Origin of the sequence: Frankia sp. CcI49 (genome assembly GCF_001983215.1) — a bacterium.
Classification (GTDB): domain Bacteria; phylum Actinomycetota; class Actinomycetes; order Frankiales; family Frankiaceae; genus Parafrankia; species Parafrankia irregularis.
Window position 1 is genome coordinate 1 of sequence record NZ_MOWP01000008.1, and the last position, 21,210, is coordinate 21,210.

13 protein-coding genes and 1 tRNA gene are annotated in these 21,210 nt (G+C 71.4%); 6 read left to right on the forward strand and 8 right to left on the reverse strand.

Translation table 11 applies throughout. The features are described 5' to 3' along the window. The 3 genes from fxsT to CcI49_RS07605 form a co-directional block, all read right to left on the reverse strand. Positions 1 to 1,837: FxSxx-COOH system tetratricopeptide repeat protein (gene fxsT, locus CcI49_RS42470; RefSeq protein ID WP_076825335.1), on the reverse strand; the 1,837-nt coding region annotated here is incomplete at its 3' end. 354 nt (positions 1,838 to 2,191) lie between these two features. Beyond that, positions 2,192 to 2,264 (reverse strand) — tRNA-Arg (locus tag CcI49_RS07600). Positions 2,265 to 2,507: 243 nt separating this feature from the next. Beyond that, the gene (locus CcI49_RS07605; protein WP_054566865.1) at positions 2,508 to 3,389 is read right to left on the reverse strand and encodes an aldo/keto reductase; all 882 of its coding nucleotides are present in this window, start codon (positions 3,387 to 3,389) and stop codon (positions 2,508 to 2,510) included. Positions 3,390 to 3,807: 418 nt separating this feature from the next. Between CcI49_RS07605 and ssb the strand changes: the two genes are divergently transcribed. Together ssb and CcI49_RS07615 are read left to right on the forward strand one after the other, a co-directional pair. Next, a complete protein-coding gene (gene ssb, locus CcI49_RS07610; protein ID WP_083473269.1) occupies positions 3,808 to 4,761 on the forward strand; it encodes a single-stranded DNA-binding protein in 954 nt (317 codons plus the stop codon). 97 nt (positions 4,762 to 4,858) lie between these two features. Then, positions 4,859 to 7,096 carry a glycosyltransferase family 39 protein gene (locus CcI49_RS07615; RefSeq protein ID WP_076825560.1) on the forward strand — a complete coding sequence of 746 codons (2,238 nt, stop codon included), beginning with the start codon at positions 4,859 to 4,861 and terminating at the stop codon, positions 7,094 to 7,096. A 116-nt stretch (positions 7,097 to 7,212) separates the two neighbouring features. Here the strand turns inward: CcI49_RS07615 and CcI49_RS07620 are convergent, their stop codons facing one another. Continuing rightward, positions 7,213 to 8,697 carry a DUF1254 domain-containing protein gene (locus tag CcI49_RS07620; RefSeq protein ID WP_076825337.1) on the reverse strand — a complete coding sequence of 495 codons (1,485 nt, stop codon included), beginning with the start codon at positions 8,695 to 8,697 and terminating at the stop codon, positions 7,213 to 7,215. Between the two features lie 180 nt (positions 8,698 to 8,877). Between CcI49_RS07620 and ettA the strand changes: the two genes are divergently transcribed. Further along, positions 8,878 to 10,560 (forward strand): energy-dependent translational throttle protein EttA, encoded by a 1,683-nt coding sequence (ettA, locus tag CcI49_RS07625; RefSeq protein WP_054566868.1) that lies wholly within the window; start codon positions 8,878 to 8,880, stop codon positions 10,558 to 10,560. A gap of 220 nt (positions 10,561 to 10,780) precedes the next feature. Here ettA and CcI49_RS07630 read toward each other — a convergent pair whose 3' ends face one another. After that, positions 10,781 to 11,200, reverse strand: coding sequence for a globin (locus tag CcI49_RS07630; protein WP_076825340.1), 420 nt, complete (start codon positions 11,198 to 11,200; stop codon positions 10,781 to 10,783). A gap of 134 nt (positions 11,201 to 11,334) precedes the next feature. Further along, positions 11,335 to 13,383: a glycoside hydrolase family 13 protein gene (locus CcI49_RS07635; RefSeq protein ID WP_076825342.1), complete on the reverse strand. Its 2,049-nt coding sequence runs from the start codon at positions 13,381 to 13,383 to the stop codon at positions 11,335 to 11,337. A 169-nt stretch (positions 13,384 to 13,552) separates the two neighbouring features. Here CcI49_RS07635 and CcI49_RS07640 point away from each other — a divergent pair, with 169 nt between their 5' ends. Next, positions 13,553 to 15,871 (forward strand): SpoIIE family protein phosphatase, encoded by a 2,319-nt coding sequence (locus CcI49_RS07640; protein WP_076825344.1) that lies wholly within the window; start codon positions 13,553 to 13,555, stop codon positions 15,869 to 15,871. A 163-nt stretch (positions 15,872 to 16,034) separates the two neighbouring features. On the opposite strand, the gene CcI49_RS07645 is transcribed toward CcI49_RS07640, so the two are convergent. Both CcI49_RS07645 and CcI49_RS07650 read right to left on the reverse strand, forming a co-directional pair. Beyond that, entirely contained in the window at positions 16,035 to 17,675 is a 1,641-nt protein-coding gene (locus CcI49_RS07645) for an SDR family oxidoreductase (protein WP_076825347.1), read from the reverse strand. A gap of 234 nt (positions 17,676 to 17,909) precedes the next feature. Further along, entirely contained in the window at positions 17,910 to 18,446 is a 537-nt protein-coding gene (locus tag CcI49_RS07650; protein WP_076825350.1) for an HNH endonuclease, read from the reverse strand. Positions 18,447 to 19,022: 576 nt separating this feature from the next. Between CcI49_RS07650 and CcI49_RS07655 the strand changes: the two genes are divergently transcribed. Together CcI49_RS07655 and CcI49_RS07660 are read left to right on the forward strand one after the other, a co-directional pair. Then, on the forward strand, positions 19,023 to 20,357 hold the full coding sequence (locus CcI49_RS07655) for a mechanosensitive ion channel family protein (RefSeq protein ID WP_054567245.1): 1,335 nt from the start codon (positions 19,023 to 19,025) through the stop codon (positions 20,355 to 20,357). Between the two features lie 117 nt (positions 20,358 to 20,474). Further along, positions 20,475 to 21,206 (forward strand): response regulator transcription factor, encoded by a 732-nt coding sequence (locus CcI49_RS07660; RefSeq protein WP_054566873.1) that lies wholly within the window; start codon positions 20,475 to 20,477, stop codon positions 21,204 to 21,206. The last annotated feature ends 4 nt before the right edge of the window (positions 21,207 to 21,210 follow it).

The window sequence follows — 21,210 nt, forward strand, 5'->3', positions numbered from 1 at the left end:
TGCGGCTGGTGAGGGTGTCGGGGTGGTGGGGGCCGAGGTGGGTTTCGGTGAGGTTGAGGGCGCGTTGGTGGTAGGGGATGGCGGTGTCGGGTCGGCCGTGGTGGCCGAGGTAGATGCCGGTGCGGTCGGCGAGCCAGGCGGCGGATTGGCTGTTGTTGCTCCAGATGGTGTCAGGGTGGTGGTCGAGCAGGGCGCGGACGTGCGGGAGGAGCTGGCGCCACTGGGGCCAGTTCTGTGGGTGTCCGTCGATGTCTTCGGGGAGGGCGTCGGTGAGGAGGGCGGCAAGGGTGGTGGCGGTGCTGGTGTGGGTGGTAGGAGTCATGTGGGTGCGGATGGCGGCGGTGGTGAGGCGGTGGAGGGTAAGAGAAGACCCGTCGCGGTGGGCGAGTCCGTAGCCGACGAGGGCGCCGACAGTGTCGTTCCAGATCGGGGGGTGTTCGGCGGCGTGGCGGAGGCCTGGGTCGGGGACGAGGTCGGGTCGGTCGGTGAGGAGGGTGAGGGGGATGGGGTCGGGGGCGCAGAGAGCGCAGAGGTCGAGGAGGGTGGTGGCTGCGGGGTGGTGGGTGATGAGTTGGGTGAGGGAGTGGTTCCAGAGGGTGGCGAGGGTGGTGTGGGGTCGGTCGGGGATGTGGCCGCGGTGGAGCATGTCCCCGAGTTGGTCGGTGAGCATGGCGATGTAGTGGTCGGGGGGTGTGCCGGTTTGGTCGAGGTAGCCGGCTGCCTGTTCCACGGCGAGGGGGAGGTCGCCGAGCAGGTCCGCAATGGTGTCGGCGGTGTCGGGGGTGATGTGGGGGACGCGTCGAGTGAGGAGGTCGACCGCTTCGGGCCGGGTGAGTTCTTGGAGGTTGAGGGTGGTCCCGTGGCGGGCGAGTCCGGTGCGCCGGGTGGTGATTACCAGGCGGCCGAGGGTGTCGGTGGGTCGGAACGGGTCGATGACGTCGGGGTGTTCGACATTGTCGAGGATGAGCAGCCAGCGTCGTTGCTCGCGGCGTAGGTGGGTGTGGATGGTGGGCCAGTCCGCGTCCGCGTCGGGGGTGAGGCCGAGGGCGGTGGCGAGGGTGGCGAGGTGGTCGGGGATGAGTTCGGGGTCTTCGGCGGGGATCCACCAGGCGACTTCGAACGCTTCGGCGTTGCGGTAGGCGTACTCGATGGCGAGTGCGGTTTTCCCGACTCCGCCGAGGCCACGTACCGCGCACACCGACACGGTGGCGGCGACGGTGAGGTCGTGGTGGAGCTGGTCGAGGAGATCGGTACGGCCGACGAAGTGTGCCAGCCGTGGGGGGATGTTCCACACCTCGGGCCGGTCGCCCGGGAACGCCGGCTGTCCCGGCATCGCCTGTCGGCCGGACGGGAGCGGCGGTTTGGTGTCGGGTTTCGCCCGTGCTCCGGACACGGCGAGGCGTGCGGCGCGTAGCAGAGTGGCCTGTGTCTGCTGCTCGGGGAGGCCGAACAGGTCGACGGGCACGATCTGGGCGAGCAGCCCGGGCGGGGCGCAGTCTGCGACCCGGGCGACCAGGAGCTTGCGGGTCTGCCCGGCCGGATCCGCAGCCCAGGCGGTCTGCCATTCGGCGGTGCCGTAGACCGACCGGGTGTACTCCTCGGACAGGACAATGATCGTCTGCTCCGCGCGCTGCACCCCTTCATGGATCCACTGCACCCGGTGTGACCCGGGGGTGAGGTCCCAGTCCTGTACCAGCACCCGGTACCCGGCTTCTTCCAGGGTCCAGGCGATCCACTCCGCCCACGGCTGGTCGGCCTGGGCGTAGGAGACGAAGAAGTACCAGCCTGCACCCTCACGGTCGGTGCTGTCTGTGTTGCCCCCGTCGTTCACCCGCACAGTGTGCCACCGGGACAGGTCGGGGCAGACCGTGCTCGTACGGCGTTGTTGGCCCAGGGCCGGACCGCCGGCCGGTCGAGGCGGCGAAGCCGTGAGTGGTGTGCTCCCCGGAGCCTGATCCTACCGCACCCACGCGATCTTCTACGGCTGGTAAAAATGCGAAAGTATCAGGTGTCTGAGCGCTGTGCGCCGGCGCGGACGGCCGGTTCTGGGCTGAAGTCGCAGGTCACGGGGCCTGCCGGACCTTGGCGGAACCCGCCTGCGGGAGGTGATTTTCCCCTTGCGCCGCAGCGCTTACCGACGCCGCCCGGCGGATCTTGAAATGCGAAGCTGCAGGTCAGGGTGGGTGTTTTGTGCGCCCGGCAGGGATCGAACCTGCGACCCAGTGCTTAGAAGGCACTCGCTCTATCCGCTGAGCTACGGGCGCGCTACTCCATTGTGGGGTCCGCGGACGGATCCCGGGTGGGATGGACAGTGTCCACCTCACGTCATCTGATGTCGCAATCGGCCCCCGGTCTGTCGTGGGTGGTGGCCGTGTCGCCGCAGGGTGGGGCCACCATCCCACATACTGCCGCATGTGCCGGGGGTTGCGCGGGCGGCCGGTGGGTGGATGCCCGATCCGCATCCACCCACAGACCACGAGAGCTCGCGGTGAGGCGCTGGCTGGCTGTCAGCCGGCTGCTTTGGCGAGGTCCTCGTACTCGTCGTCGGTGAGGGTGACGCCGGCGGCGGCGACGTTCTCCTCCAGGTGGGCGACCGAGGACGTGCCGGGGATGGGCAGCATCACGGGGGAGCGGCGCAGCAGCCAGGCCAGCGCGAGCTGGGAGGGCTTGCTGCCGTGGCGCTTCGAGGCCTCGTCGAGGATTCCGCCCGGGCGGGCGAGGGTGCCGGTCGCGATCGGGAACCAGGGGATGAAACCGATGTTCTCGCGGGTGGCGTAGTCGAGGACGTCCTCGGAGGCGCGGTCGGCGAGGTTGTAGCGGTTCTGGACGCTGACGATGTCGGCGAGGGTCCGGCTGTGCTCCAGCTCGGCGACGCTGACCTCGGAGAGACCGATGTGGCGGATCTTCCCCTCCTGCTGGAGGGCGCGCAGCTCACCGAGCGACTCCTCGACGGGAGTCTTGGGGTCGATGCGGTGGAGCTGGTACAGGTCGATCCGCTCGAGCTTGAGCCGGCGCAGTGACATCTCGACCTGCTGGCGGAGGTACTCGGCGCGCCCGACCGCGGTCCACTTGTTCGGGCCCTGCCGGGTGAAGCCGCCCTTCGTCGCGATGACGAGATCTGTGGGGTAGGGGTACAGGGCCTCGGCGATCAGGTCCTCGCTGATCTCCGGCCCGTACGAGTCGGCCGTGTCGATGAAGTTCACGCCGAGCTCGACGGAGCGCCGCAGCACGGCGATGGCCTCGTCGTGGTTGGCGGGTGGGCCCCAGACGCCTGGGCCGGTGATCCGCATCGCGCCGAAGCCGAGCCGGTTGACCGGCAGGTCGCCGCCGAGCTGGAAGGTTCCGCTCGCCGCCGCGTTCACGTCGGAGCTTGCCGCTTGTGTCGACATACCGTCCCATTCTGTGTAGGCGCGGGGTTCTGCTGCGGAGCGTCAGCCCGTCTGGGAGCAACTTTGGCACGCACGCTCGATGTTCCCGTGTCCGCGCGTGCCGAGAGCTCATGGCGCTTGGCCAAGCTGCGACCGCGTTCCAGGTCGGTGCGTTGTGTGGTGCGGCGGGTGGCGACAGGTTCGAGCATTGTGGACGGATGCGGCGCAGACCAGTCGGGTCGCCGTCCTGTGGAAAGCACGCAGTTATCCACAGTGAGCGAAGAAGTTGTTCCCAACTCGGAGTCGGTGGCGCAGAGTCGTGGCGTGGCTGCGGACCAGTCTCCATCCGCCTCACGTGCGGCGCACGGGCGGCGGATGGGCTGGCCAGCGGTCACCGAGTCGTCTCCCTGCCCCCGAGATGCTCTCCGAGGAGTGCTCCATGCCTGACACCGAGATCACGATGATCGGCAATCTGGTCGAGAACCCGGTCCTGCGGATCACCGCGAGCGGGGTCTCCGTCTGCGGCTTCCGCGTGGCGTCCACGCCGCGTCGCTATGACCGTGCCGAGCAGCGTTTCGTCGACGGGAACACGCTCTACATGCGGGTGTCCTGCTGGCGTCAGCTCGCCGAGAACGTGGCGGCCAGTCTTTCCCGGGGCGACCGGGTGCTGGTCGTCGGCCGCCTGCGCCAGAACAACTACGAGACGCAGGACGGTGACCGTCGGGTCAGCTATGAGGTCGACGCCGAAGCAGTCGCGGCGGAGCTGACATGGCGGCCTGTCGAGGTGCGCAGGGTGGCACGCTCGTCGCCCGGGCCCACGGATTCGCTCGCCACGTCGTCGGGCTACCCCGACCCGCTGGCTGATCCCGGGGCGGCCCAGATGGATCCGTTCGGTCACGATGACTCGGCGTTCGACGCGGAGGAGGCCGCCGATCCCGGCGATCCCGGCGCGGCCGACGCCGTCCACCACGACGCCGGTTCTGGTGGTGCTGCCGGCTCCGGCGGCGCGGCGGGTGGCGGGGCCGCCCAGACGATCTCTGCGGCCCTGGCGGATCCGTCGGGGCAGCCGGCAGGGCACGGCCTTGCGGCGGAGCAGGGCCAGGCCGGTCAGGTCCATCTCGAGCGAGTAATCGGGGCCGAGCAGACGGTCGGGGGCGGCGCAGGGCCAGAGAGCGCCGACTGCACGGCCCCGCTGACGGATCAGGGGGAGCGGGTGGTCCCCTCTCCGCCGCCTCTGATCGAGGGGCGGCGGACCGTCGGGCACCGGGTGTCCAGCCGGAGGTCGTCCGCGCCTTCCCGCGGCGTGACCGGCCGGTTGGGGGCGGCGGGTTTCGGGCTTGCCGATGTCGTGGGGGAGCACCGCCTGCTGGGGCCGGGGGGCGCCGCGGGCTGATCGTGGCCCGATCCGCGGTGATGTCGGTCGGCACGGCGCGCCCGGCGAGCGGCAGGGGGGTGGTCGCAGTGGTCGCGGGCTGTGTGAGGCCGCCGACATGCTGTTACCGATAGGCCCACCTGCGGCATCGGGGCATGTTCCGCTCGGTACCGTGCCGAGGGTGAGCAGGGCGAACGAACCCCGTGGCGGAGCGGGCCCGGCGCTGGACGAACCGTCCGGGCAGCCGGGCGCCGCGGTCCCCCGGCAGGAGACGGGCAGCCCGGTGCCGCCGCCGGCTCCCACCGGGGCGGCCGGGCTGTCGTTCGACCGGCTGTGGCGGCGGGCCCGTGAGATCAGCGCCCCAGGTCGTTACGTGGCCGTGCTCGCGGTGCTCAGCGCGACCGTCGCGGTCGTGCTCCGGCACAACCTGTTCCCCTACCTGTCGATCAACAACGACGAGGTCATCTACCTCACCCAGGCCCGGGCGATGGCCGGCGGGCACCTGTTCCCCGCGGCGCCCGACCCGGCGGCCTCCTACGCGCCCTGGCTGGCCGCCGTGTCCGACGGTCACTACGTCCTCAAGTACACGCCGTTCGTCCCCGGGCTCTTCGCGCTCGGCCTGCTGCTGACGGGCAGCATCTCGCCGGTGCTCGCGCTGGTCGCGGCGGCCGCGGTGGTCGTCACGTACCTGTTCGGCGTCGAGCTGTCGGGTGATCGCAGGGTCGCGGCGCTCGCGGCGACCCTGCTGGCGTTCTCCCCGCTGATGATCGTGCAGAGCGCGCTGGTGCTGAGCTACCTGCCGGTGCTGGTCCTGCTGGAACTGACCCTGCTCGGCCTGCTGCGGGGCCTGCGCGGCAGGGGCCGGCGGGGCGGCGGGGTGGCACTCGCCGGCGCGGGGCTCGCCGCCGGGGTGGCCGTGGCGGTGCGTCCCTACGACGTGGTGCTGGTGCTCGCCCCGGTGGTGATCTGGGCGGTGGTGAAGGTTCGCCGGGACGCCCGGCTCGGGTGGGCGCTGCGCTGGGCGGCGGCGGGGCTGGCCCTGCCGGCCGGGCTTCTGCTGGCCTTCAACGCGGCCGCCACGGGAAGCCCGTTCAGGCTGCCGTTCGCGCTGCTGGAACCCGATGACAAGCTCGGGTTCGGCTGGCGCCGGCTGTACCCGTCGGATGGCGGGCACGACTTCGGCCTCGGCGACGGGCTGGCGTCCGTGGGTGATCATCTGTGGCTGCTCGGGGGCTGGGCCTGCGGCGGTGTCCTCCTGGCGGTCGCCGCGGTCGTCACGGTGGCCCGCCGGCGGCTGGACGCACCCGGTTACCTGCTGGGCCTCGGGTCGGTGCTGTTCCTGATCGGCTACCTCGGTTTCTGGGGCGCCTGGAACGCGGCGGAGCTGTGGGGTGGGATCCGGTACGTCGGGCCCTTCTACCTGATGCCGGTCATGATCGGGCTGGTGCATCTCGGTGCCCGCGGAGTCGTCGATCTGGCCACCTGGTCCCGGCGCCGGGTCGCGCGGGGCCTCACCGGGGTGGGAACCGCGGGCGTCGTCAGCCTCACGACCTTCATCCTGGTCGTCGCGGTCGACGCGAACGCGACGATGACCGGGCACGACCGGGAGCTCGCCGGCATGCTGCGCTCGCTGCCCGACCGATCCCTGGTGCTGGTCTCGGCCACCCCGGCCTACCTGGGCCATCCGAGTGCCGTCACCGCGAACGGCCCGGATCTCGACGGTGCGGACGGCGACGGTGACCTGCTGTTCGCCGTCTCGCGTGGGGTCGCGGACCTGAAGGTCGTGGCCGATCACCCCGACCGAACCCCCTACCTGCTGCGGATGCCGGCCGCCTACAACCGTTCGCCCCAGTCGCCGACACGGTCCCGGGTCGATGCGCTCACCCTCGCGACGGGCCGCACCGTCGACGTCGAGGTGAGCGTCGGTGCGGCTCCCGCCGGAAGCCGGGCGGCGCAGCTGGTGTTCGAAGCCGGCGGAACCAGGCTGTCCTACCCGGTGCCCGTCACCGGGCAGTCCGCCGCGCGGCTCACCGTCGACGCGGACGGACTTGATGCCGACGATGTCACCGACGCGGTCAGCTACGACGGTGCGCGCACCCGCGGATCCCCCACCGGGCGCGAGGCCGGCAGCCCGCTCGGCAGGCCGCGGATCAGCACGGTGCCCGGTGCCGGGACGTCCATCACCGTGTCTCTGCTGGCGACACCGGCGTCGGGAGGCCGGGCCCGGACCGTCGACCGCCAGGTGCTCCCCGTCCTGGTCGAGGAGGGCGCGGACATCGCCGTACTCGCGCCGAGCGCCCAGATCGACGAGGTCGGAACCGGCAGCACGCTGCCGGTACGCATCACGCTGCCCTGACCGGTCAGGACGCACCCCCGGGGGCCGACGGCACGCTCCCCAGGGCGACGCGCCAGCCTCGGGGCGCCACAGCGCCCGGCAGCCGTGCGTGGTGCCCCCGGCAGGGGTGGTGTGGGTCAGTCGAGCCGGTGGATCGCCGGTGGTGAGTAGGCGCCGCGCAGGACCTCCTCACCCGGGCAGTACATGCGCAGGACCAGGCGGAAGTCGCCGCCGGCCGCCGGCAGCCAGTTCGCCGTCCCGGCAGCACCCGCCGCGGACGTCGATCGGGGCGTCGACACCGGTCGCAGTGCCGAGGCCGAAGGTCCTTGTGGCCCCGACGGCGCAGCGGACGACTGTGACAGTGCTTCCGGCCGTGGGGGCTCGCTCTGGATCAGCACGGGAATGGACCCGTCCGGCTCGTGGACGAGATCGTCCAGGCTGCTGATCGAGTAGCGGCCCAGCGGGTTGTCGACGAGGTAGCCGTCGGGCTCGTCGTACATGGTGAGGGTCCAGAAGGAGTCCACGGGCGGCGGCCGCAGGCGTAGCCGGTAGTCGTGCGCGCCGGTGAGGTGATGGCCTTCCAGGTCCACCGCACAGTGCGCGGCGGTCTCCTCGTAGGCGTGGACGATGCCCAGCGGGCGCCGGGCGGCCAGCGCCCGGGCGATGCGGGCCTGCGCCCGGTCCGGAATCTCCCAGGCGCGGTCGTCGCGGACGCCGGGGCCGAACCGGTCGAGGTTGTAGTCGGCCTCATGCAGGGTGCTGGCCCATCCCAGGTTGGTCCGCCGGCCGGCGTCCGCCAGCCGCTCCAGCTCGTCCCGACCGGTGCGCAGACCGGTGCGCAGCGACCAGGCGAGCGTCGGATCAGGATCTATGTAGGGGGACGGGTCGGCGAGCAGGCCCAGCGCCTCGAACCTGCGGGCGTACTCGCGTTCCATCGGCGGCGGCGGGAAGGCGCGCATCCAGGTGCGCAGTTCCTCCCAGAACCGCAGGTCGTCGCAGACCTGCTTGGACCGGTCCGGTGGCCCCTCCGGTCGGCGTGCGTCCGGGTCGAGTGGGCTCACGGCGAGCTGGTCCTGAAGCGCGCGGACAGCGGGCAGGTCCTGTCGGCCCCGGAAGGCGAACCTGGCGACGATGCTGAAGACCCGCGCGGGAGCCTCGATCACAAGCCGGCCGCCCGAGCCCGCATCCGCATCCGCATCCAGATCGGCGTCGCCGCCAGGTGGGACCAGCAGGACCTCGTGGCCCTGCCCGTCGCCGTCGCCGTCGCCGTTCTCGGTCCTGGTGTCGGTGCGGGTGCCCAGATAGGCGAACACGTTCAGCCAGGGGTCGTAGAAGGCGAGGACGTGATACCTGCCCGGCGCCGGCGGGACCCGCAGCACCGCCGGGCCCGGGCCGAGATCCACCTGGGCCATCGAGAACAGGACGTCGGGGTTCACGTTCAGGAACGGCGAGAGCGGCCCCGGAGGGTCGGTCTGGTGGGCGAACGCGTTGAAACCGACCGGCCTGATCGGCCCGATGCCCTCCTCCGCGGCACGGATGATCTGCCGAACCGCGCAGACCATCGGATAGCCGAAGCTGAACGCCTCCGCCGCGAGCCCGACCCGCTGGTCATCCGCGCGCATGCCGCCTCCCAGCGAACCCTGTGCCTGATGGTGGCCGATGTTCGATGGTGTCTGATGGTGGTCGTCCGACTCCGGTTAGTACCCGGCTGGGGGTGGGGTGAACACGGGTGGATGTGTCCGCTGGTCATCCTTCGGATCACCGCCGTGAGGTATCCGGGCACCATGCCCTAGGGTTGGCACATGGCGCAGTACGTCTTCCAGATGCGCAAGGCCCGCAAGGCCCACGGCGACAAGGTGATCCTCGACGACGTCACCCTGGCGTTCCTGCCCGGCGCGAAGATCGGTGTCGTCGGTCCGAACGGCGCGGGGAAGTCGTCGCTGCTGAAGATCATGGCCGGCCTCGACCATCCGAGCAACGGCGACGCGATCCTCAGCCCCGGCTACACCGTCGGGATGCTGGCCCAGGAGCCCGTGCTCGACGAGAGCAAGGACGTCCGCGGCAACGTCGAGGACGGTGTCCGCGAGATCCGCGAGGTGCTCGCCGCCTACGAGGCGATCAACGAGAAGATGGCCGCGCCCGACGCGGACTTCGACACCCTCCTGGCCGAGCAGGCCGTCCTGATCGACAAGATCGAGGCGGCGAACGCCTGGGAGCTCGACAGCCAGATCGACCAGGCGATGGACGCGCTGCGTCTGCCGCCGGGTGACGCCGACGTCGCTCCGCTGTCCGGTGGTGAGCGCCGCCGGGTCGCGCTGTGCCGGCTTCTGCTGGAGGCGCCCGACCTGCTGCTGCTCGACGAGCCGACCAACCACCTGGACGCCGAGAGCGTCGCCTGGCTGGAGCAGCACCTGGCGCGCTACGCCGGGGCGGTGCTGGCGGTCACCCACGACCGGTACTTCCTCGACAACGTCGCCGGCTGGATTCTCGAGCTCGACCGCGGCCGCGCCCACCCGTACGAGGGCAACTACTCCACCTACCTGGAGAACAAGGCTGCCCGCCTCAAGGTCGAGGGCCAGAAGGACGCCAAGCGGCGGCGCATGCTCGCCCAGGAGCTCGAGTGGGTCCGGTCGAACCCGAAGGCGCGCATGGCCAAGAGCAAGTCGCGGCTGTCCCGCTACGAGGAGATGGCCGCCGAGGCGGACAAGGCGCGGCCGCGCGACTTCGAGGAGATCCAGATCCCGCCGGGCCCGCGTCTGGGCAGCCTGGTGATCGAGGCAAGGAAGCTGTCCAAGGGCTTCGGTGACCGGATCCTCATCGGTGACCTGTCGTTCACCCTGCCTCGCGGTGGCATCGTCGGCGTGATCGGCCCGAACGGTGTCGGCAAGACCACGCTGTTCACCATGATCTCCGGTGAGGCGACGCCGGACAGCGGCGAGCTGCAGGTCGGCGAGACCGTCGACATCGCCTACGTCGACCAGGGCCGTGCCGGGCTCGACCCGAAGAAGAACGTCTGGCAGGTCGTCTCCGACGGGCTGGACCACATCGTCGTCGGCAAGACCGACATCCCCAGCCGGGCGTATGTGTCGTCCTTCGGGTTCAAGGGGCCTGACCAGCAGAAGCCGGTCGGCGTGCTGTCCGGTGGTGAGCGCAACCGGCTGAACCTGGCGCTGACCCTCAAGCGGGGCGGCAACCTGCTGCTCCTCGACGAGCCCACCAACGACCTCGACGTGGAGACCCTGCGCTCCCTGGAGGACGCGCTGCTGGAGTTCCCGGGCTGCGCGGTGGTCGTCTCCCACGACCGGTGGTTCCTGGACCGTGTCGCGACGCACATCCTGGCCTGGGAGGGCACCGAGACCGACCCGGCCCGCTGGTTCTGGTACGAGGGCAACTTCGCCGACTACGAGACCAACAAGGTCGAACGCCTCGGCCCCGAGGCGGCGCGCCCGCACCGGGTCACCTACCGCAAGCTCACCCGAGACTGACCGCCCGGCGGCGCATGCCGCCCGTGGGCACCACCCGCCTGCTGAGGCCGGTCACGCCAACCGGCCTCAGCGGCAGGCGATGCCCCGCCGACCGGACATCCCCGCCGACCGGACATCCCCGCCAGGCGGACATCTCGACCCTGCCCGGACATCCAGGCAGGCGCGGACATCCAGGCAGGGTGGGGCCCGGCCGCGGGTCGGCAGCCAGGCCGGTGGCAGGTCAGCCGGGGCGGTTCTGCAGGGAGTTCGCGGCCATCAGCAGGTAGTCCCAGAGTTCCTTGTGCAGGTCCGCAGCGAGGTCGAGGCTGTCGACGGCCGCCCTCATGTGCTTGATCCAGGCGTCCCGCTCCGCCGGGCCGATCGCGAACGGCACGTGCCGCATCCGCAGCCGCGGATGCCCCCGCAGCTCGCTGTACGTCGACGGCCCACCCCAGTACTGGATGAGGAACATCCGCAGCCGCTCCTCGGCGGCGGCAAGCTCCTCGTCCGGATAGAGCGGGCGCAGGACAGGGTCGCTCGCCACACCCTCGTAGAACCGTGCCACCAGCGCCCGGAACGTCGCCTCGCCGCCGACGGCCTCGTAGAAGTCTGCTCGTGGTCGTACGGGTGACGGTTGGTTCACCCATCCATTCTGCGCCACGAGAGGGCGACGTCTCCGCCGTGGCACCGTCCGGTTTTGGCCTTCATGGCATACAACGGCGCCGGGCATCCCGCATCTGCAGGTCAAACAGTCAATCAGATCCGCAGGTGCGGATCTGTTCTCTGTCGGCCGAGTCAACCCGAACGGGGGACGACCCAGACAGTGGTGGCGGGTGGGAGAACGAGCGTCGCACCGTCGTAGCTGACGGGACTGCTCGCCAGGACCAGGCGCCCGGCCAGCGCGAGGCGCACCTCCTCGTCGGTCGACATGACGCAGGTCAGCGCGGAACCGAGCGGGTGAGCACCCGCGGCCGGCGGGGGAGTGTCGTCGGGTGGTGCTGTCCGGCCGGGCGGCGCCGTGTCGCCGGGTGGTGCTGTGTGGGTCGGTGGTGCTGTGCCGGCCGGTGGTGCTGTGTGGGCCGGTGGTGGTGTGCGGGCTGGTGGTGCTGTGCGGTCGAAGGCGAGGCAGTCGACGGGCAGGTCGGCGAGCCAGCGGAACCCGGGCTGAGCCTCGTCCGGGCCAGCCGAGCTGCCGAGGAACGGCAGCGCCCGGCGCAGCGCCAGCGCGCCGTGCACGAGCACCCGGGTGGACAGCGGGTCCTCGGACTGGGCGGCGGCGGTCAGCGCACCCCAGTCCGGCGGCTGCGGGAGCCAGGGCTCGACCTCGTCTGCGGTGAAGCCGTACGGAGGTGACTGGCCGGACCACGGCATCGGAATCCGGGTCCCGTCCCGCCCCGGTGACGTGTGCCCGGAGCGTTCCCACACCGGGTCACGGCGCCGGTCGGGCGGTACGTCGACCTGCGGCAGCCCGAGCTCGTCGCCCTGGTAGAGATAGGCCGTCCCGGGCAGCGCCAGCATGGCCAGCAGGGCCGCCCGGGCCCGGCGCAGGCCCGTCGCGCCGCCGCCGTACCGGCTGACCGGCCGGATGACGTCGTGGTTCGCCAGCACCCAGGTGGGCACCGCGCCGACCGCGGCCGTGGCGGCCCGAGCCGCGTCGATGGCGCTGCGCCACGCCGGTGCCGAGAACGGCGCGTACAGCAGCGAGAACGTGAAGGTCAGGTGAAGCTCGTCCGGGCGGACGTACCGGGCGAGCCGTTCGGGGTCGGCGACCCAGGTCTCGCCGACGAGCACCCTGTCCCGCCCGTCGCGACGGTCGTAGTCGTCCAGGATCGCCCGCCATTCGCGGTAGATCTCGTGGACGCCGTCCTGATCCCAGGAGTAGGGCTCGAACAGCTCCCGGAAACCCGTCTCCGGGGTGGGGACCGCACCAGCCGCACCAGCCGCTCCAGTAGCTCCGGTGCCCACACCGTCGGCTCCTCTGTCGCCTTCTCCGTGACCTTCGCGGTCGCCGGCGTGGCCGTCGGCAGCGGGGGTGGCGGGGACAGCAATGGGGTTGGCGGGGTGAGTGGCGAGGGCGGGGTGGTCGCGCAGCGCGTCGTCCTTGACCAGGCCATGCGAGACGTCGATACGGAACCCGTCGACGCCGCGGTCGAGCCAGAAGCGGAGGATCTCCCGGTGCTCCGCGCGCACCTGCGGATGCCGCCAGTTCCAGTCGGGCTGCTCCCGGGCGAACAGATGCAGGTACCACTGGCCGTCCGGAACGCGGCTCCAGGCCGGGCCGCCGAAGACCGAGATCCAGTTGTTCGGCGGCAGCGCGCCGTCGGGCCCGCGTCCGTCCCGGAACAGGTACAGCTCCCGCTCGGGTGAGCCGGGCCCGGCAGCGAGCGCGGCCTGGAACGCCGGATGCTGCTCGCTGGAGTGGTTGGGGACCACGTCGACGATGACCTTCAACCCGCAGGTGTGCGCGTCGCGCAGCAGCGCGTCGAGGTCGTCGAGCGTGCCGAACAGCGGGTCGACGTCGGTGTGGTCCGCGACGTCGTACCCGTGGTCGGCCATGGGGGAGCGGTAGAACGGGCTGATCCAGATCCCGTCGACGCCCAGGTCCGCGAGGTCCGGCAGCCGGCCCCGGATGCCTTCGAGGTCGCCGACCCCGTCGCCGTCGGTGTCGGCGAAGCTGCGGATGTAGACCTCGTACATCACGGCGTCGCGCCACCAGGGAGCCTGCGCCGCACCGGAGCCCGGCTCGCCGCCGCCGTCGCCCGGCCCTGCACCGCTGCCCGGCTTCGTCGAGGTGCCGTCGGTCGGTGTCGGAGCGTCCGCACGGTCCGTGACAACGGGATCCATGACCGCATCAAACCCTCTCCGTGGGTGTGAAGTAAACGGGGTGCATGGTTACGGAAAGTGGTGGCCGAGCTGCTCGTCGGGCGCGATATCCGACTACCGGCCTACACTTCCGCGAGTGGATGACGTCACAGTCCGTTATGGATTGCTTCCATGGGGTGGAGGTGGCCTGGTGGCGAAACGTCCCGGCACTGCCGTGCCCGATATGGCCGCGGCTGATATGGATCGGGCCTGCGCGGACCCCGCCGGTGCCGATCGGGCCGGCCGCGATCGCGCCGGGCCCGATCCGGCCAACGGTGGCTGGGCGGCAACGACAGCCTCGGTCGGGCGCGCGGTGGTCCGGGAGCTGTCCGGCGCGTGGCGGCACCGTTCGCGGTCCGCGGAGGAGGCGGCGCTGCGGCAGTGCTCCTTCCTCATCGACGCGAGCATGGTCCTGGGCACCTCCCTCGACCCGCAGCGGATCGTCGAGATGACGGCGGCGCTGGCGGTACCCCGGCTGGGGAGCGCGGCGATCGTCTGGCTGCGGGGGGAGGGCAACTCCGTTCCGATCGCCGCGTCGTCCTTCCTGGACCCGAAGGCCGCCGGCTTCGTCCGGGCCGCGTTCCAGATCCGCCCGGCCACCGTCGACCAGGACATCCCGCCGGGTTCCGTCGTCCGGACCGGCCAGTCGTACTACGTCCCGAAATACACCGAGAAGATCGTCGGGAAGCTGTTCGCCCGCGAGGCCTACGACAGGTTCTGGGAGTTCCCCTCCGGACCCACGATCACCGTGCCGATCCACTCGCGCGGAAGGGTGCTCGGCGCTCTCACGGTCGACCGGGCCGGACTGGAGCCGTTCTCGGCATTCGACATCCATCTCGTGGAGGAGCTCGCGCGGCGCGGCGGCGCGGCGCTCGACAACGCGCAGCTCTTCCGCGATGTGGAGGAGTCCGCGCTGACCCTGCAGCGCTCCCTGCTCCCCGCCCACCCGCCGGCCCTGGACGGGATGGAGATCGCGTTGGAGTACCGGCCAGGAACGGCCGGGACGGAGGTCGGCGGCGATCTCTACGACGTCATTCCGCTGCCCGGTGGCCGTGCCGGCATCGCCATCGGTGACGTGATGGGGCGCGGGCTGCACGCGGCGGCGGTGATGGGCCAGCTCCGGGCCGCGCTGCGGGCCTACGCGCTGGAGGACTGGGGCCCCGCCGAACTGCTCGCGCGGCTGGACCGGGTCGTCGACTCGCTGCCCGGGCTGCAGCTCGCCACGTCGATGTACGCCGTGTACGACCCGTACTCCGGCCGCGCGACGATCGCCAGCGCCGGTCACCCGCCGCCGTTGCTGCTGCTGCCCGACGAGCAGCCGGACTACCTCGTCCTCGAACCCGGTCTGCCACTCGGGACGGGGGAGGCGGACGCGTTCTCCGAGACGACCATCACGCTGCCCCCGGGCTCCGCCCTCGTGCTGTTCACCGACGGGCTCGTCGAGTCCCGTCGGCGCTCACTGGCCGACGGCCTGGAACACCTGCGGTCCGGCCTGGGCGAGCAGGTCACCCGCCCGCGGGCCGCACGCGACCTTGCCTCGTCCAACGGAGCCTCGTCCAACGGGGCGGGATCCAACGAGGCGGCATCCAACGGGGCCGCCGACAACGAGGCCGCCGACAACGGGGCCGCCGACACCGGGGCCGCGGCGGACGTCCTGCCAGCCGACTCGGTGGCCGGTGCCTCGGTGGCCGGTGCTGTGGCCGGCGGTACCGGTGCCAGCGGTGCTGCGGCCAGCGGTGCTGATGCCAACGGTGCTGATGCCGACGGCACGCCGGTCGGTGGCCCGGCGACCACGGCACCGGCGTCCGCTGTGCTGCCTGAGCGGCGGATCCGTGAGCGCCGGTCCGGCCGGGACCGCCGCGGCGGTTTCCGCAGGTCACGCACCGCCGGTGACCGCCGCCGTGCGGGCTCCTTCGCCGCCCGGAGCTGGTCCGGCCCCGACGCCGTGACGTGGGACGGTCCCGGCCCCATCGAGGAGACCGCGCGGACGGTGCTCGAACGCTGCCTGCTCGCCGCCGAGCTGCCGGCCCGCACGGATGACGACATCGCGCTGCTGGTGCTGGTGACCAGGCCGGTGCGCCCACCCCTGATCCAGCTCGCGCTGCCCGCGGTGGCGGCCTCCGCGGGCCAGGCGCGCACCTCCGTGCGCGCGGCCCTGCACGACGCCGGCATCAGCTCCCTCGATGATGCGATCCTGCTGGTCAGCGAGGTCGTCACGAACGCGGTCCTGCATGCGCGCAGTGACCTTGTGCTGCGGGCGACGCTGGAGCCCGGGCGGCTGCGGATCAGCGTCGAGGACAGGGAGGGATCGGCGCTGCCGAGGCCCGGTGACGAGTCGACCGACCAGATCGACGCCGAGCACGGCTGGGGCCTGCTGCTCGTCGAGGCACTCGCCCAGGCCTGGGGCGTCGAGACGACTCCGGATGGAAAGCGGGTCTGGTTCGAGATGGAGATCCCGGACGAGGCCTGACGGCCCGCCGCACGGCGCCTGCGGTGCCGACCATGGCTCTCTGCTGGCCGTGGCTCCTTGGCTGACCGTGGCTCCCGTGCCGGCTGGGCCTGCCGTGCCGGCCGGGGCTGCCGTGCCGACTGCACCTACCGGTGCGCCGACAGCTCCCTACCGGACCGCTCGATCACGCATGGCCGCGTGCTGCGGGAATGGGACGTCCTGGGTCGGCCTCGGCGCGCTGGTCGGCCTCGGCTCGGTGGACGATCGTCCGCAACATGCCACCGAAGACCACGGCGTGGAAGGGGCTGACCGCCTTCCAGTAGAGATGCCCGGGCAGCCCGCGGGGCAGGAACAGCGCCCGCTGCCGGTAGACGACGCCCCGCTGACCACCGCCACCGCCGCCACCGCCGTCAGCTGGTTCGACCCGAAGCTCGAGCCAGGCCTGGCCGGGCAGCTTCATCTCCGCGCGCAGCCGCAGCAGCCGGCCCGGAACCATCTCCTCGACCCGCCACAGGTCGATCGCCTCGCCGGTTCTGAGCTGCCGCGGATCTCGCCGGCCGCGCCGGTGCCCGACCCCGCCGACCAGGATGTCCACCCATCCCCGCGCCGACCAGGCCAGCGGCCAGCTGTACCAGCCGTTCTCGCCGCCGATGCCCTCGATGACGGCCCACAGGCGGTCCGCCGACGCCGCGACCGGGCGGGTGCGTTCGTCGGTGTAGAGCGAGCCGCCGGCCCAGATCGGATCGGTGACGGCGGGCTCGCCGGGCGGTCCCGGAACGCCGACGAGCGCGGCGATGGCCTGTGGGAAGGGGGTGGTGGTCGGGGCGCCCGGCCAGCGGGCGGTGGACCAGCGTGTCTCCACCGCCCGGTCACGCACCTTCGCCAGCGCGTAGGCCACGGCGGTCTCGAACGGGACGAGTCCGTCGGGTGGATCGGGCACCCAGGCGGCGATGTCGTGCTCGCCCGCGACGACCTCCGTGCGCAGCGAGCGGACCAGCGGGCGCGCGATCGCCCGGGGCACCGGCGTGACCAGGCCGACCCAGAGTGAGGACAGGCCGGGCGAAAGCACGGGAACCTGGATGATGATTCGTTCGCGCAGCCCCTCGACGGCGGCGAAGCGCCGCATCATGTCCGCGTAGGTCAGGATGTCCGGGCCGCCGATGTCGAACGAGCGGTTGACCGTGGCCGGGATGTCCAGGCATCCGATCAGGTAGTAGAGGACGTCCCGGACGGCGATGGGCTGGATGCGGGTGCGCACCCAGCGCGGGGTCACCATGATCGGCAGTCGCTCGGTGAGATGGCGCAGCATCTCGAACGACGCGCTGCCGCTGCCGATGACGACCGCGGCCCGCAGGACGACGGTCGGAACGCCGGAGCCGAGCAGGATGCGGGCCACCTCCTGGCGCGACGCCAGATGCTCCGAGACCCCGCCGCTCGGCTGGCTGGCCGTCGCCCCGCTGCCCGCCTCCGCCGGTGTCGCGGGGCTCAGACCGCCCAGGTAGATCAGCCGGTGCACGCCGGCGGCCCGCGCGGCGTCGGCGAAGGCGTGGGCGGCCGCGCGGTCGACGGCGGAGAAGTCACCCCCGCTGTCGATGGAGTGGATCAGGTAGTAGGCGGTGTCGACGCCCGCCAGGGCCGGGCGCAGCGAGGCCGGATCCAGCGCGTCCGCGCGGATGATCTCGGCGTTGCGGTGGTGTGCCCAGGGAACGTCCGCGAGCCGGGCCGGATCGCGGGTCAGGCAGCGGACGTGGTGACCGCCCGCGAGCAGGCGGGGGGCCAGCCGGCCGCCGATGTAGCCGGTCGCGCCGGTGACGAGTACGCGCACGCGGTGTACCTGCCCCGGTGCCGCGGCGCGCTACCACGCCTCGGCGAGTATGGACGCATGCCGGCAGGAACCTGCCTGCGGACGCGTGAAGACGCACGCGTGCCACCGGGCGAACGCGTGCCAGTCGACGCGGCCGCGCGTCGGGCGCCTGTCAGCCCGCAGGCACCGGGCCGATGGCTCGGGACCGTGCGGGCGGCGTGTCAGGCACCCGACAGCGGGCTCGGTGTAGCACGATCAGGCGCTGGCGGCCGCCCCCGAGATGTCGGTGGGGACGTCGGACACGGTGCTCAGGTAGCGCGACCACCGTGGATCCATCCGCCGGGACCCCAGAATGCGCCAGGCGGCTCCGCTCGGCGCTCGAGGTGCCGTGCGAAGCCGCCAACCGAGATCGGCAACCGCTCGGTCGGCTTTGACATGGTTGCAGCGGCCGCAGGCCGCCACGACGTTCTCCCATACATGCGGCCCGCCGCGAGAGCGGGGGATGACGTGGTCCAGCGACGTTGCCGGGGCGTTGCAATACACACACCGATGATGGTCACGTGCCAGGACGCCCTTGCGGGTTAGCGGAACCTGGGAACGGTATGGCACGCGCACGAACCGCGCTAACCGCACCACGATCGGCACCTCGACCGAGCTCGTCGTCGAACGAAGTACCTGACCGGCGGATTCGACCATGACGGCCTTGTYGGTCAGGACCAGCACCAGTGCTCTTCTTTGTGACACCACGCACAGAGGCTCGTACGTGGCATTGAGAACCAGCGCCTCTGCCACGCGCCGACCTCCTGCCCACCCGAGGGTCCTCGCGGACCGTCCTACCCAGCGTCTCCGGTGACAATGGACAGTCAACCTTCTTCTGCGTCGGAACGCGAGCCTGTTTGCATGGTCATCGGCCCGGCCTAAGCGCTGATGTGCATATCCGGCCCGGTTTGTGACCAACAACAAGCCCATCAGGTCATGTGTCGTGACCGCATAATTACGTTGCGTGGTCGCGTGTAGCGTTGTGTCTGTTCGTGGTCGAGGTGGGGGTGTCCGGCCGTCGAAGGTCGCCGATGGGCGACACTGTCAAGGTCGACATCGGTGGCCGTGCGCGGGAGCGTGGGCGTTCGTCCACGGCTGGCCGTCCGCTGGCCTCCGCCGACCCTCCAGGTCGCGGGTGGCGCTGGGCGGGTCCCGAGCCGGCGCCGATGCGCCAGATCTGACCGACAGAACCAGCTACGGAGGATGGCCAACGGTGTGCCCATCTAGCGTTTCCGGTTCGGCGTGCTTCGCGTCAAGCCGCCGTGGGCCCGGGTGTCATGCGGTGTCGCAGGGCCGGGTCCGCCGGTGACGGCCAAGTCGGTCATCCCGATGCTCGGTGCGTTCCTGTCCCCGACGCCCGCGCCCACCACGGCGGCCGGGTCCGCCTCGCCTACCCCGATTCCCTCGGTGTCGGTGTCACCCGGCGCGACGGACGATCCGATCGTCTCGATCGAGGGGGTAGGCAAGGCGTTGCGAGAGGCCTGCGGCACCGACGCCAGCATCACCTGCCGGACGGTCTACAACGTCACTCACAGTGACTATCTTGCGTCTGGTGCCGAGGTGTTTCTCGGTACTCCGATCAAGATTTTGCTCATTCTGATGATCGCGCTGATGGTGCGATCGCTCCTGCACAGATTCATCCGGCGGGCCACCGGGCGGGCTGCGTCCGGCCGCAGTTCGGGGCCGTTGCGAGGGCTGCGCTCCAACACTCTGCTCGGTGCATTCGGCGATCCGACGGTGCTGATCGAACGCCGCCGCCAGCGTGCCGCGACCGTCGGTTCCCTGCTGCGTAGCGTGACGTCAATCTTTATCTTCGGGCTGGCTTTCCTGACGATCCTCGGCGAGCTGGGGATCAATCTCGCGCCGATCGTCGCCAGCGCCGGTGTGCTCGGGATCGCGGTCGGTTTCGGCGCGCAGAACCTCGTGCGCGACTTCCTGTCGGGCATGTTCATGCTTCTGGAGGACCAGTACGGCGTCGGCGACGTGATCGACGTCGGCCCGATTTCGGGCACCGTCGAGGCGGTGAGCCTGCGGATGACGCGTTTGCGGGACGTCGAGGGCACGGTCTGGTATGTGCGTAACGGCGAGATAACCCGGGTCGGGAACAAGAGCCAGCAGTGGGCCCGCACGGTTCTCGACGTTCCGCTCGACTACGACACCGAGGTCACCGAGGCCAAGCGCCTGCTGCGCCGGGCGGCGGACGAGCTGTGGCAGGACGACGAGTGGTCGGCCCTGATCCTCGACGAGCCCGAGGTCTGGGGCATGGAGACCATGACCGCCGACGGCTACACCCTGCGGATCGCGATCAAGACCCAGCCCCTCAAGCAGTGGGACGTGGCCCGCGAGCTTCGTGAACGGGTCCGGGCCGTGCTCAGCGCCGCGGGCATCGCGCTGGGCACGGTGCAGCGCAGTGAGGTCGTGGTGGTCGACGACGACGATGAGGAGGGGGCGGCCGCGGAGGAGGACGAGACGAGCTCGAACGACGGCTCCACCGACTCCTCCGGTCGCGGCGGTGGCGATCTGCCCGCGCCGCGGATCGACCCGCCGCTGCCGTCCTCGTCGACATCCGGCGGCGGCCAGGCCGGTGCCGGTGCGGGCGCTGGCGCCGGAGCCGGTGCGGGGGCTGGCCCGGGTCCCGGAACCGGCGCGGGAGGTCCGCGCTGACCCCGTTCGCGCCGCGTCGGCCTTCTTGTCTGAAGCTGGGCTGAGGATCCCGGAAGGTCTTGCTTACAGGCGCGTCCAAAGCCCGGAACCGTCCGCGGTGGCAGGCACACTGGGGGCGTGCGCGTACTGGTTGTGGACGACGATGACGCTGTCCGTGAGTCACTGGAGCGGTCGCTGCGCTTCGAGGGGTACGAGGTGCGTACCGCCGCGGACGGCGTGGACGCTCTCGATCTGGTGGGGCGTGAGCAGCTGGACATCGTCGTCCTCGACGTGATGATGCCCCGCATGGACGGGCTGGAGACCTGCCGGCGGTTGCGCGGGCGGGGCAACGACGTGCCGGTCCTCATGCTGACCGCCCGCGACGGCCTCGCCGACCGGGTCAGCGGCCTCGACGTCGGCGCCGACGACTACCTGGTGAAGCCGTTCGCGTTGGAGGAGCTGTTCGCCCGGCTCCGCGCCCTGATCCGCCGCGCCACGCTGACGACGCGCGGCGCGGCCGGCCAGGGCCAGGCAGCCGATCGGGACGCGGCCTCGGTGCTGCTGTACTCGGACGTCCGGCTGGACCCGGTGAGCCGCCAGGTCCTGCGCGGCCCGCGCGAGCTCACCCTGACCAAGACCGAGTTCGAGCTGCTGGAGCTGTTCCTGAGCCATCCGCGCCAGGTGCTCTCCCGCTCGACGATCATGGAGAAGGTGTGGGGCTACGACTTCGGCCCCTCCTCCAACTCGCTGGAGGTGTTCGTGAGCTACCTCCGCCGCAAGCTGGAGGCGGACGGCGAGCCCCGGCTCCTGCACACCGTGCGCGGTGTCGGCTACGTCCTGCGTGAGCTGCCCGCCGCCGACCGGGCGTGAGCAT